Origin of the sequence: Amphritea atlantica (assembly GCF_900111095.1) — a bacterium.
Taxonomy (GTDB): domain Bacteria; phylum Pseudomonadota; class Gammaproteobacteria; order Pseudomonadales; family Balneatricaceae; genus Amphritea; species Amphritea atlantica.
Window position 1 is genome coordinate 92,351 of the sequence record NZ_FOGB01000001.1, and the last position, 12,328, is coordinate 104,678.

Here is a 12,328-nt window from a genome sequence, read left to right on the forward strand (position 1 = left end):
ACGTAATAAGGAATCCTGTATGTCAAAGTCATCTTCAGATCAGTCAAGCAGTCAGAGTCGCAGACGAGCGATTAAATCTATATTGGGGGTTGGCGCTCTGCTTCCCTGTGCCTCGGCATTAGCATTGAAAAGTGGTGCCTCTGCACCGGAGCCGAATAAAAACTTTCATCTCAAGGTGGCGAATTTAGTTAACCGCTCCAGGGCTAATATCGAACGGCTGATCAACTTTACCCTGACCCCGGAGGATCTTCCCTGGACCCAAACGCTGGGACAGTTAACTGCAGGGCAATCTGTTACTTTTCTGTTGAACGGTCGCTGGTGGATTGTTAAAGAGATGGATCTGTGGGTGGAGCCGGGTGTTGCTTTTCATGCACGTATTGATGGTGGCCTCTCATATAATCCGATGAATAATAGCGGCACTATGCTAGCCGACCGCTCCGGTGTTTTAGAGATCGCCCGTTCCGTAGGTGAATTTTCAAATCCACAGGGTGAGTTATTCACGCCCCCTGAGCACTACGTCGCGGCTGAAGGCTTCATCGAGGGAGTGGCGATCGTATGGCAGGACGATCCGCTCCAGGGACTGATACAACTTTCCGCAGCCGGTGATGTAGAAGGCTTGGTAAGTGCCGAAATAAAGCGATTAAGCCATGAAAGCAGCCTGCCGGCGGGTTGGCACTATATGTATATGTTTGGTGATGGGGGGATCTTTACCGGTGATCATGAGGGCCATATAGACTGCAACACTCACAAAGATGTAGGTATTTTACAATATCCCATCGAAATGCCCCTGGAGAAGGGGCTGGGTATTTCCTGGCAGTGGCTGGTTGAACAGCTACCGGCTGATGTAGCCGAAGATGCCGTCTTGAGTCACGATTATCTATCAATTGCAGTTGAGTTTGATGATGGTAAAGACATTACATATATGTGGAGCTCATCGTTACCGGAAGGCAAGGTTTTTCAATGTCCACTGCCGCGCTGGAGCGACATAGAAACCCATGTTGTGCAGCGAAGTGGGGCAACTGAGTTAGGTAAAGAATTGAAAGAGCAGCGGAACCTGTATAGTGATTATCAGCAATTTATTGGAGGTTCGGCCACCCAGATCACCCGAATCTGGTTGATTGCCAACAGCGTGTTCCTTCGTAGCTCGGGTAGATGTAGTTATAGTGATATAGCCTTACACCACGGCTCAACAATCGTCAAAGTGTTGTGACGCTGGTTATTTCTCCTGTGTTAACTAATTGAAAGAAAAGGATATTCGCCCCTTTTGAAGGGGCATTATTTTCTGCTGAAGCGATGGATGGTTAAATGAAAGGCCGTCGCTCGTTGCTCGAAAAAGCGGGAATTATGGCCTTCTGTGTTTTGTGGGAGCGACGCCCTCGTCGCGATTGGGGTTACTGCCAAACTTCTTATTGAAAAGACTCACCCTCACGACCCCTGCAATAAACTATTGCGCTCGTTCCCATGCTCCGGCGTGGGAATGCATACCCTGATACCACGCCGGTGATACTTTTTGATCCGCTGTGCATTCTGCGCCAGAACGACTTTGCGCTCGTTCCCATGCTCCGGCGTGGGAACGCATACCCTGATACCACGGCCGATGATACTTTTTGATCCCCTGTGTTTTCTACGCCAGAACGACTTTCAGAAATCAAAGGTTAACCACAGAGAACACAGAGAAAGGGCGATCTTTTATCTCTATCTTTCCTCCTCGGCTTTGCCTTTCGACCAGCCCCACTTAGCCCATCTCTAAAATCCCACACCTGATCATCTCAAGAGGCAGTACTCGCCCTAACCCCACTGCTCTCACAAGCCGCACAATCTCTCACCAGGGGGCGGAATAGGGCAGACCCTAAAATGAGTATCTTCCCCAAAATATACAGTATATTTTGTTCAACGCAGCCACTATGCTTATTTCCTCATTAGAGAATCAGGTGTTTAGCAGCTGTGGCATTTCGTAAAACATTTACGCTTGGTAAAGATCAAATAGCAGCCAATGGTTCTTCAATGATTACAGACACATTTCAACGCTGAAATAATTCTTTGCCGTAAGAGGTTCTTAAAGAACACATGATGCTCTTGTCAGATGTAAATCACTACCGTCGATCAGTATTGAGTGTCCTGCTCAGCATTTCTATCCCCTCCGCAGCTTTTTTTGCATATTTTAACTGGACAGTAGATCTCAAGCTCTATGCATTGATTCAGGTAACGATGACAGTTTTCTGGTGCTGTTTATTATTAATTGCTAAAAAAACACCTAACCTGCATAGATGGTCACTTATTTATCTGTGTACCTTTTTTAGCTTAGTTCTGCTTGGTATTTGGGTTTCCAGTTTTCGTTCAGGCCTGTTTTCCTGGATTTATATTTTCCCAGTGATCTCCTATCTTCTGTTGGGCCGCAAAACAGCTATGTGGATAACATCAGTCTTTCTACTGGTGGGGTTAAGCATTCTTGGGTGGCGCAACTGGCAACCAGTCCCGGAGGCTCATTGGATTGCATTGGTTAATATTGGACTATGCTCTACAGCAATATGGGCTGCAGCCCATGTATACGAGTCAGGACGTGAAGTCATTGTTGATCACTTAAATATCATGGCCGCAAAAGACCCTCTGACAGGTCTGATGAATGTGCGTTCGCTGACTGAAATACTTACTAATGAGTTGAGTCGCTCAAAGCGATCTTCCGAACCACTGACCTATGTATTTATCGATATAAATGATTTCAAGCTAATCAATGACACCCTTGGTCATCAACAAGGAGATCAAATCCTGATCGCTGTAGCCGACGCAATTAAGAGTCTTACGCGATTAGAAGATCATGCTTTTCGTTATGGTGGTGATGAGTTCGGTATCATTTTCGCTAACTGCACAGAAGCTCAGGCAAAGAATACCTTTGGCGTGCGTATCGCCGATCGGCTTAGGAAGTATGATAAAAACCTTTCTATTAGTCTTGGCTATGCACAGGCCTCTGCAGGCGAAAATATTTCAGCTGAAGGGTTAATCCAGCAGGCTGATAAGAATATGTATGTTGCAAAACACAAGTACAAAGAAGTAAGAAAAAACTCAGGCATTCAGGACATTGCCAATAATCCAGCGTACATGTAATCAGTCGTATGAATATACTGTTCAGTCATTGATAGATACTGCTTATCTTCGCTTTGGGCGCATCAACGTCACATCAATGCAAGACTGGGTAACCTGCAAATGGCACCTATGGATGCTGCTCTAATGATAGGGATTGAGTTGTTAGAAAAAGCGAAGCCGTTGTTCGTGGCTTGTTGCTCGAAAAAGCGGGAATTATGGCCTTCTGTGTTTTGTGGGAGACGGCGACCCCGTCTCGATTGGGGTTACTGTCAAACTTCTTATTGAAAAGACTCGCCCACACGCCCCCTGCAATTAATCAACTCACTGTAGGAGCCCTTGCGCTCGTTCCCATGCTCCGGCATGGGAATGCATACCCTGATACCACGGCCGATGATACTTTTTGATCCCCTGCGTTTTATGCGCTAGAACGACTTTCAGAGATCAAAGGTTAACCACAGAGAACACTGAGGTCACAGAGAAAGGGCCTCATTTATAGTCTTTAATCTTCTCGTTACTCGCTGTGGATAATCCCAGTATTTTTATATAAACAGTCAATTGGGATAACTCAGAAAGAGTGGTACGCTTTGCCACTGGCATAACCCTTTAAAGTGGTGCAGAATCAGGCAAATAAGGATATCAACAGGTGAGACTATGTGCCGGTTGAAAGTGCCAAAACGCGCATGCGCATTTTCAGGGATGAAAAACGATGTGCTTCAGAACTACCCTTTCAGTTCAAATAGATATAGCTTCTCATTTTACAGTCTGGCGGTGTCAAAGCGCGAAGGCACGCAACTCTAATGTTAGGTGGTAAGCAATGATTACTCACAATATGTATGTTATTGCCGTTCGGGATTTATCTGCGGCAGCCTCGTATTATCAAGATGTGCTTGGATTCACTATTCGAGAAATCGGAGATGATGGGTGGCGTATGTTTGAACGCGATGGATGCCGAATAATGGCAGGAGATTGCCCAGATTCGATTCCGGCAAGTGAATTGGGGGATCATTCCTATTTTGCGTACCTTATAGTTGATAGCGCAGATCAGCATTTCGCGGAGATTTCCAGTAAAGGTGCCGAAGTAATAAAAGCTCTAAAAAGTGAACCCTGGGGCATGAGGGAGTTCGGAATTTGTACGAATGACGGACACCGAATAATGTTTGGTGAGAAGATTGATAATTAATATATCAAAACTACCGCCTAACAATCACATGCAGCTTGACTCAGCAAAGCTGCACCGCCGATGTGTGGCATTATGTAAGTAGGAGAGTTCAATGGATCGGGTCGTTAAAGATCGCTTCGATAAATATCCAGAAAGTGCACGTGCCAGGTTAGAGGAAGTGAGAAATCTTGTCTTTAAAGTCGCTGCTGAGTTGGAGTTGGGTGAAGTCGAAGAATCTCTTAAATGGGGTGAACCAAGCTACAGTGTCAAAACAGGAACCCCGCTCAGAATGGACTGGAAACTGAAGTCTCCCAATCATTACTTTCTCTTCTTCAATTGCAAAACTAAGTTAGTCGATACATTCCGGGAACTGTATGGTGAAGTGCTAGAGTTTCAGGGAAACAGAGCAATAGTGTTTTCATTATCAGAGCCACTGCCAGAAGGAATCATAAAGCACTGCTTAGAGTTGGCTTTAACGTATCAACAGCGTAAACATTTACCGCTTCTTGGTGCCTGAAAAATTCACATTACAAAGCGTTTAAGAGAGATTCTCAACGCCTGGCATTTTTAGTTTGAATCGACTTTAGTGTTTGCGGCACAATGGTTTAGGCAGGGTGGTAGCGTTGCTCCCCCCTGAACTCTGTGTTATTTGAAAACGAGGATTAGGCTTCCAAGATGGCGATCAGTGAGTTTGAAACTAAGCGATGTGAGAAGGAGTTGGAGAAATTTCTTGATGATCATCGGCCTCCACCCCATATTCGGAATGAGGTTGATCTCGCTTATCGCATTGAAAATCAAAGTGTCGAGATATTCGAAATTAGATCTGGATGGGATAATCCAAACGAGAAAATCGAAATTCCCATTGCGAAAGCAACCTACGTGAAAAAGAACGGCATTTGGAAGATCTTCTGGCAGCGCCAGGATCTTAAATGGCATAGCTACACGCCAATGCCAACTGTGAAGTATTTCGAAGAATTCTTAGCAGTTGTGGGTGAAGACGCAAACAGCTGCTTCTTCGGATAAGATAACAATCACAAGCATTGCGATCATTTTTCGTGCCGCCAACCCCGTGATTCACTGCGCGACTCTATCATGGTTTAGTTCTACTTCAATTGGCTTTTATTGCAAGCTTCAGACTGTCGGATAACTCCAGCAGCCGCTATGTAGATAGTCTTAAAAAAGGGGCAGTTTTATTTTGATCTGAAAATATGATTCAGACTCAGTACAAAAAACAGAACCTGACGTTCTTGTAATTCAGAGCACTCAATACCCGCAGTGTGTTTGCAAAGACCCTCAACCTAACGATGGACTTTTTGAGATTGAATAGCGAGTAGTGCTGATGTAGCATGTAATTTATTAGTTTGCTGATGTTACGGTAGCCAGCCATGAAACATGAAAAGAAAAAAGTAACCCAAAAAATGATATACAGGGCCGTGGCTAGCTCTACCGCTATCGAAACAAGGGAGTCTGTGGATTCGATAGAGCAAAAGCTGCAAGCAAACAAGAGTAAGTATCGCTCACTGTCTTTAGCTGTCTAGAATATCACTAACTAACCGCTCCATATGCTGGTATTCGTGTGACACGCCTGCCTGGATAGATGCTACGTAAAATTCTTTATGTTTATCCCAAAGGCTATAATCTAATAACCCAATTCCCGCTTTGTTGCACATGCAATCCATCAGTAATCGACTTATGCGCCCGTTCCCCTCACGAAAAGGGTGTATCAGGATAAATTCGATATGGCTGCGTGCCAGGTAGCGGATTAGTTCTTCTTTATCCATGTATGGCAGATTTTGGAATTGGGATAAATAGTCTGTTTCAAATTTGTTTATGCATCTGCGAATCTGAAGTGGTGAAGTAAACTGGAATCCGGCTTTTCCCATATCGACATTCCTTATTTTCCCTGCCCACTCATAGACGTTACCAAGCCATTGTCTATGCCAGGTTGAAATGTCTTCAAAAGAACAGCTGTCAGGTTCAAGAGTGTTAGCGGTGAAAATTTTTTCATAGAGCTTGGTTAACAGTATTGCTTCAATATCATTCATCTCTGAAGGATTTGTGATGCCGAGCGAATTTGCCAACACGGTGCCGTTTGAACCATTCTGGTATCGGGTTTCAGACGAATCGATCTCATATCTGGTCATAGGTTAATGAAACCCCTTAGCGTTAGTATTGCCAGCTTAAAAGCACATACCAAACAATTCAATCACGATTGTTTGTTATATTCGGGATAGTGACAAAATAAAGAGGTAGATTCCTTTTATGCGCAAGAGTAACCGTAATCCATCGGCGATAAAATTATATGGGTTATGAATCATGAATTCTTCCTCCGTGCCCTCTGTGGTGAATGAAATTAAAAGGGCCGGAGAGTCATCGATTTCACCACCCCTTCTTAATAGCACAGAAACCTGCTCCATCACTCTTCCTGTTAAGCAGGCTTTCCGAGATAACGAGCAAGCTGGGAACCGGCGTTTGAACCACGAGCTGCGCAGGTCTTTTTCTAGCAAGCGGCGAAGCCGCATCTGGCAAGGAGCGAAGCGACGTCTAACTACTGAAGTTAATAGCTGCGAAGCGACGTCTAGCGACTCAAGTCTTTACCTGCTTCTCCAGAAATTTTGGTATTCCCGACTAGCCAGCCCGCTCATATACCGCTAATATTTCCCCTACGTCCCTGAACACAGGGTCGGCGTCGCTCGGACGGTTCCGGGCGCTTACGTTAATAGAGGTTACTATGGCCGATAATTCTGGCACACCCCCCGTACGTCATTTTTCCCGTATCGATCGCTTGCCCCCGTACGTTTTTAATATCACCGCTGAGCTGAAGATGGCGGCGCGCCGTCGTGGCGAGGATATTATCGATTTCAGTATGGGCAACCCCGATGGCCCCACACCACCGCATATTGTTGAGAAGCTCTGCACCGTCGCGCAGCGCGATGATACCCATGGTTACTCCACGTCTCGGGGTATTCCACGCCTTCGACGGGCGATCTCCCGCTGGTATCAGGACCGTTATGATGTTGATATCGATCCTGAAGAGGAGGCGATTGTTACCATTGGTTCAAAGGAGGGGCTGGCGCATCTGATGCTGGCGACGGTGGATCATGGTGATACCGTGCTGGTGCCCAATCCGAGTTACCCGATCCATATCTACGGTGCGGTGATTGCCGGTGCCCAGGTGCGCTCGATACCGCTGATTCCCGGCGTCGACTTTTTCGTGGAACTGGAACGGGCGATCCGTGAATCGATTCCGAAACCGAAGATGATGATTCTTGGTTTTCCGTCCAATCCCACTGCACAATGTGTTGAACTGGATTTCTTTGAACGTGTGGTCGCCCTGGCCAAAGAGCACGATATCATCGTGGTGCATGATCTTGCTTATGCCGACATTGTCTATGATGGCTGGAAAGCCCCTTCGATTATGCAGGTGCCGGGTGCCAAGGATGTCGCGGTGGAGTTCTTCACCCTGTCCAAGAGCTACAATATGGCGGGCTGGCGTATCGGCTTTATGGTGGGTAATAAAGAGCTGGTGCATGCGCTGGCGAGAATCAAAAGCTATCACGATTACGGCACCTTCACGCCGCTGCAGGTCGCGGCAATTGCGGCGCTGGAAGGGGATCAGCAGTGCGTATTGGATATTGCTGAGCAGTATCGGCAACGGCGTAATGCGCTGGCAAAAGGGCTGCATGAAGCAGGCTGGATGGTAGATATCCCTAAAGCATCGATGTATATCTGGGCTAAAATCCCTGAACCTTATCAGGCGATGGGCTCACTGGAGTTCGCCAAGAAACTGCTCTCTGACGCTAAAGTATGCGTCTCTCCGGGCGTGGGTTTTGGCGATTACGGTGATGGTTTCGTTCGCTTTGCCCTGATCGAGAATCAGGACCGTATCCGTCAGGCGGTGCGTGGTATTAAGGCGATGTTCCGCAAAGATGGCCTGATTGAGATGCCGGAAAAACGCCGCTAAGCATAAGGAAAAAACGGGACAGATTTATTGTGCTTATAAAAATGAATCTTTACCCGCGTTTTCCTCTCTGTCCTCCGTGTTCTCTGTGGATAATCCTTAAAAAACTTACCACAGAGGGCACTGAGTACACGGAGAAAGGATAAAGAAAAGGCTCGGGAGAAGAAGGTTAAGGATAGATATATTCGATTTATAAGCGAGCCTCTTTCTCCGCTTTTCCCTCAGTGCTTTCTGTGTCCTTAGCATGCCCTTTGGCTACTGCAGTAAAAACGCTCGATTTTTATAAAAAGTAGGTTCAATCAGGGGAACGCCATGGGAAAACCGATTCGATATATACTGGCGACTCTGTCCGCATTCATGATTATGGCGGTTGGCTATCTGTGGCTGACCTTTGCCAGCCCCTTTGGCTATAATCCGCCTGACAATCTGCCTGTTATTGAGGAGCACGCGACCTATCCCGTATTTGTCTATGGAACCCTCACCAAACCCTGGGTTCGCTGGCTGGTGATGGGGCGTAGCGGCGATGTTGAGCTGGCTGAGTTACCGGGTTTTCGTAAGGATAAGCTTGATATTCAGGTGGATAACGGGGCGGTTATCAAGGGACAGCTGATCATGGTGAATGCCAATGAGTTCAGAGCGCTGGATCGCTATGAACGCCTGGGTGTTCGCTACGAGAGGGTGGAAGTGACGCTGCAGGATGGTCGGTCAGCCTGGGTGTACCGTCTGCTGAAAAAAGAATGAATCCGTTCCCGTTTATCTTTCCTCAGTTCTTTCCTCAGTGTCCTCAGTGCCCTCTGTGGTTAAACCGCTTTTGTTTTTTAAAAACTCTCACAGCGAAACTAACCAATATTTTCCATTACCGCATCAGGCAAGTATGATGTTTGCCTGCCTCCATTTCACATCAGATATCAGGACTAACCCGCCATGCCGCCATTATTTGAAGAGATTGATAGCCAGAGCTCGCCATTAGGGCAGATCTCATTACGCAAACGGCGGATGCCTGCTTTTGGTGACCGGGATATCTACGAAGTGAAACTCGGTGAAGAGTTTCTCATGTCGAGTATGTTTGTCGAGGCGGAAGAGGCACTCTCGACATTGGGGTTAGCGGCAGTGCAGGGTGATGACCTTAGTGTTGTGGTCGGTGGACTGGGGCTGGGTTATACCGCTGTGGCTGCTCTGAAGGATGAGCGCATTGCAGAGCTGCTGGTGGTTGATGCGATTGAGACTGTGATCGGCTGGCACCGGAAAGAGCAGGTGCCGCTGGGGAAAATACTGAATGAAGATACTCGTAATCGCTATGTGCTGGGTAGCTTCTTCGATCTGGCGACAGACCCTGAGCAGGGGTTTGACCCGGACAGTGCTGGTAAACAGTTTGATGCCATTCTGCTGGATATCGATCATTCGCCTACGGAATACCTTAACTCTGCCAATGCCAGCTTTTATACCACTGAAAATCTGGCACTGATGGCGCAACAGCTGAATCCCGGTGGTGTGTTTGCCATGTGGTCACAGAATCTGCCTGAAGCGCAGTTTGAAGCGTTGCTGAACACAGTTTTTGCACAAGTGACATCCCATGTGGTCTCTTTCTATAATCCGTTTCAGGGCGGCGAATCGACTAACTCTGTGTATGTGTGTGTGAAGCCATAGCGCATTCAGTAGGCTTGCGGTTTTCGCAACCCCATACTTATCATCATTAAGGAATAATTATGATCGTTGTCTATGGAATTAAAGAGCGCTTAAATCCGCTAAAAGCTCAGCTATCCGATGTGATTCATGGTTGTATGCAAGCGGTGCTGGGTATGCCTGAAGATAAGCGTGCCCACCGTTTTGTGCCGATGGATAAAGAGGACTTCTATTATCCGGGTGGCCGATCTGACGCCTATACGGTGATTGAGATTAATATGATGGCGGGTCGTAAACCGGAAACGCAAAAGGCGCTGATCAAGGCCCTGTTTCATGAGATCGAGGGGCAGCTGTCTATCTCCCCGGTGGATGTTGAGATTACCATTAAGGAGCAGGCTCCTTATCAGTGGGGCTTCAGAGGGATAACTGGCGATGAAGCCAGGGATCTGAACTACAAAGTTAATGTGTAAGAAACGGTAGAGCTGTGTTGATCACACAATTCTCAGACAGAGCTCTAAGACCGGGTTAGAGAGCTTATATAGAATGGAGGCAGACAATTGAGCTATCACAATAAAGATCTTTGTAAAGTCAGAACGATCACCACTTTTCTGTCTTTGACGGGTGATATAGAGAGCTGGAAGGACGAGATCGATAAAGCCTCCCGGTTTTGTCTGCGATTATCACAAGAATTTATCGATAATGGCTATACTGTTCAGTCGATTCGCATTGTGACAAACCCCTTCGGTGAGTATCTGAATACCGCCAGTCTTGACAGTGCCAGAGCTGATCTGGCGTTTCTGAGTGAGCTGTTGAACGCGTCTGACCTGTCCGGGTTGCGCATCCGCTTTGCCATCGGTGAGGCTAAAACGGCACATGAAATATCGCTTTTACCCGAGTTAATTCAGGCGTTTGGTGATCTGTGCAATGTGTGTGTCAATGTCGGTCTGGATGAATATGGCTTTCTTGATAACGAATTGATCCACCATGCGGTAAAGGCGGTTAAAAGGATCAGCGCTATCACCCCGCGGGGTGAGGGGAACTTTAACTTCACCGTTAATTTTAACTGTGAGCCGCTTATTCCCTATTTTCCCGCCAGCTATCATCGCAAAGCGTCAGGTAACCGCTTTGTTATCGGCCTTGAAACACCGGACCTGTTGGTTGATGTGCTGCAGACCTATAACCAGAAAGCCAACGCTGAAAACCATAATGACCTGTTTCAAGGGTATTATCAGGTGATGCGTAACGCACTACAGCACCATATCAGCCATATTCAAACGATTATCAGCCGTGCTGAATTTGATATGCCATTTGAATTTGCGGGCTTTGACAGCTCTGCCGCCCCGTCTAAAAACTGTGCGAGTATGACGGCTGTCTATGAACAGATGGGAGTGGAATACTTTGGTGCTGCGGGCACCGTTGAGGCGTCAGCGTTGTTGACCCGGGTTTTCAAATCGATTGAGGGGGTCGATCTGGTCGGCTTTTCCGGCCTGATGCTGGCGCTGACAGAAGATACCGGCCTGGCGCAGGGCAGTATCGAGGCAAATTTTGATATCCGTTCGTTGTTAACCTATAGCGCTGTGTGCGGTATTGGGCTGGATACCGTACCGATCCCTGGAGACACCCCAGCAGACAAGATTGCGGCGCTGATGAGAGATACCGGGACTATGGCATACCGTTTGAATAAACCATTAACCGTGCGTGTGTTTCCCGTTCCCGGCCTGGACGCGGGCGATATCACGGCTTTTGAAAGTGATGATCTTTGCAATTGCGCGGTGTTGGCTGTTCCATAAACATCATGCCAGCGACACTGGACGGGCTGCTGAACGACTCAGGCCTGTATAGCCAGACTGAGTCAAGGGGGAGAGCCTTTTCAAGCGGCTGAGTAACCGCTTCCCTGTTAATGATGGCTAAGCTGAATTACCCTTCAGCCTGGTTATCCTTTAAGCCGGTATATGCAGAGAGTTCGTTGTCTGAGATAGCTGAATATTCGGTTGTGGATTCTGACTGAGCCCGGTGTTCTTCTGTCTGGCTTTCGGTGCGGCTACTGTCCTGCGCCATAGCGCTGGTGCCTGTGAATGCCAGCGCGCTGGCAGCAAGAAATGATGCGATATACTTATTCATAATCTTCTCCTTATTATTAGACAACCACTGTTTTATAACGTTTAAGCAGGGGACTGTTCAATTCACTTTACGTTACTTTACTTTAGGTTGAAGCGGTAAAGAGGCGTCTATCAGATCGGTGGCGATTTACTCCTCTGCACTCTTCGGTCGTGCTTTATCTCAGAGCTACTGTGGTAACTGATGGTCTTTCACGATCTCTCACTGAGACACCGGTAATGCGCGAACGTTCATAGAGCTAATCAGACTTTCTGACCTGTTTATAACCACAGCGGTGCGGAAACATTATTTGATACTTTTTTGAGCGGATCTAATCTAAGGTGACACTGTTATCGGTTCTCAGCCGCATGAATTCAGTCAGGATCATGAGTGAGCCAATACAACGA

12 protein-coding genes are annotated in these 12,328 nt (G+C 47.0%); 10 read left to right on the forward strand and 2 right to left on the reverse strand.

The window, feature by feature from the left end:
- The first annotated feature begins 19 nt into the window (after window positions 1–19).
- The 5 genes from BMY09_RS00450 (at window position 20) to BMY09_RS00470 (ending at window position 5,263) form a co-directional block, all read left to right on the forward strand.
- Window positions 20–1,210 carry a DUF3047 domain-containing protein gene (locus BMY09_RS00450; RefSeq protein WP_091352476.1) on the forward strand — a complete coding sequence of 397 codons (1,191 nt, stop codon included), beginning with the start codon at window positions 20–22 and terminating at the stop codon, window positions 1,208–1,210.
- Between the two features lie 857 nt (window positions 1,211–2,067).
- Window positions 2,068–3,102 (forward strand): GGDEF domain-containing protein, encoded by a 1,035-nt coding sequence (locus BMY09_RS00455; RefSeq protein WP_091352479.1) that lies wholly within the window; start codon window positions 2,068–2,070, stop codon window positions 3,100–3,102.
- A 793-nt stretch (window positions 3,103–3,895) separates the two neighbouring features.
- Complete coding sequence (locus BMY09_RS00460; protein ID WP_091352482.1) at window positions 3,896–4,261, forward strand: VOC family protein; 366 nt, start codon at window positions 3,896–3,898, stop codon at window positions 4,259–4,261.
- A gap of 91 nt (window positions 4,262–4,352) precedes the next feature.
- Entirely contained in the window at window positions 4,353–4,757 is a 405-nt protein-coding gene (locus BMY09_RS00465; RefSeq protein WP_091352484.1) for a DUF1801 domain-containing protein, read from the forward strand.
- 158 nt (window positions 4,758–4,915) lie between these two features.
- Window positions 4,916–5,263: a DUF3024 domain-containing protein gene (locus BMY09_RS00470; RefSeq protein WP_091352487.1), complete on the forward strand. Its 348-nt coding sequence runs from the start codon at window positions 4,916–4,918 to the stop codon at window positions 5,261–5,263.
- Between the two features lie 503 nt (window positions 5,264–5,766).
- Here the strand turns inward: BMY09_RS00470 and BMY09_RS00475 are convergent.
- Window positions 5,767–6,384, reverse strand: coding sequence for a Fic/DOC family protein (locus BMY09_RS00475; RefSeq protein ID WP_091352490.1), 618 nt, complete (start codon window positions 6,382–6,384; stop codon window positions 5,767–5,769).
- Between the two features lie 587 nt (window positions 6,385–6,971).
- On the opposite strand from BMY09_RS00475, the gene alaC reads away from it, so the two are divergent.
- The 5 genes from alaC (at window position 6,972) to BMY09_RS00505 (ending at window position 11,614) form a co-directional block, all read left to right on the forward strand.
- The gene (gene alaC, locus BMY09_RS00485) at window positions 6,972–8,204 is read left to right on the forward strand and encodes an alanine transaminase (protein ID WP_091352496.1); all 1,233 of its coding nucleotides are present in this window, start codon (window positions 6,972–6,974) and stop codon (window positions 8,202–8,204) included.
- 309 nt (window positions 8,205–8,513) lie between these two features.
- On the forward strand, window positions 8,514–8,942 hold the full coding sequence (locus BMY09_RS00490; RefSeq protein ID WP_245756469.1) for a gamma-glutamylcyclotransferase family protein: 429 nt from the start codon (window positions 8,514–8,516) through the stop codon (window positions 8,940–8,942).
- Between the two features lie 183 nt (window positions 8,943–9,125).
- Window positions 9,126–9,848 (forward strand): polyamine aminopropyltransferase, encoded by a 723-nt coding sequence (locus BMY09_RS00495; protein WP_091352499.1) that lies wholly within the window; start codon window positions 9,126–9,128, stop codon window positions 9,846–9,848.
- Between the two features lie 59 nt (window positions 9,849–9,907).
- On the forward strand, window positions 9,908–10,294 hold the full coding sequence (locus BMY09_RS00500; RefSeq protein ID WP_091352502.1) for a tautomerase family protein: 387 nt from the start codon (window positions 9,908–9,910) through the stop codon (window positions 10,292–10,294).
- An 87-nt stretch (window positions 10,295–10,381) separates the two neighbouring features.
- Window positions 10,382–11,614 (forward strand): DUF711 family protein, encoded by a 1,233-nt coding sequence (locus BMY09_RS00505; RefSeq protein WP_091352508.1) that lies wholly within the window; start codon window positions 10,382–10,384, stop codon window positions 11,612–11,614.
- 127 nt (window positions 11,615–11,741) lie between these two features.
- On the opposite strand, the gene BMY09_RS00510 is transcribed toward BMY09_RS00505, so the two are convergent.
- A complete protein-coding gene (locus BMY09_RS00510) occupies window positions 11,742–11,945 on the reverse strand; it encodes a hypothetical protein (RefSeq protein ID WP_091352511.1) in 204 nt (67 codons plus the stop codon).
- Window positions 11,946–12,328 lie beyond the last annotated feature (383 nt).

Bases quoted from the DNA above. Each gene is read 5' to 3' on its own strand.
- BMY09_RS00450 (WP_091352476.1), top strand. From the start codon at position 20: ATGTCAAAGTCATCTTCAGATCAGTCAAGCAGTCAGAGTCGCAGACGA.
- BMY09_RS00455 (WP_091352479.1), top strand. From the start codon at position 2,068: ATGATGCTCTTGTCAGATGTAAATCACTACCGTCGATCAGTATTGAGT.
- BMY09_RS00460 (WP_091352482.1), top strand. From the start codon at position 3,896: ATGATTACTCACAATATGTATGTTATTGCCGTTCGGGATTTATCTGCG.
- BMY09_RS00465 (WP_091352484.1), top strand. From the start codon at position 4,353: ATGGATCGGGTCGTTAAAGATCGCTTCGATAAATATCCAGAAAGTGCA.
- BMY09_RS00470 (WP_091352487.1), top strand. From the start codon at position 4,916: ATGGCGATCAGTGAGTTTGAAACTAAGCGATGTGAGAAGGAGTTGGAG.
- BMY09_RS00475 (WP_091352490.1), bottom strand. From the start codon at position 6,384: ATGACCAGATATGAGATCGATTCGTCTGAAACCCGATACCAGAATGGT.
- alaC (WP_091352496.1), top strand. From the start codon at position 6,972: ATGGCCGATAATTCTGGCACACCCCCCGTACGTCATTTTTCCCGTATC.
- BMY09_RS00490 (WP_245756469.1), top strand. From the start codon at position 8,514: ATGGGAAAACCGATTCGATATATACTGGCGACTCTGTCCGCATTCATG.
- BMY09_RS00495 (WP_091352499.1), top strand. From the start codon at position 9,126: ATGCCGCCATTATTTGAAGAGATTGATAGCCAGAGCTCGCCATTAGGG.
- BMY09_RS00500 (WP_091352502.1), top strand. From the start codon at position 9,908: ATGATCGTTGTCTATGGAATTAAAGAGCGCTTAAATCCGCTAAAAGCT.
- BMY09_RS00510 (WP_091352511.1), bottom strand. From the start codon at position 11,945: ATGAATAAGTATATCGCATCATTTCTTGCTGCCAGCGCGCTGGCATTC.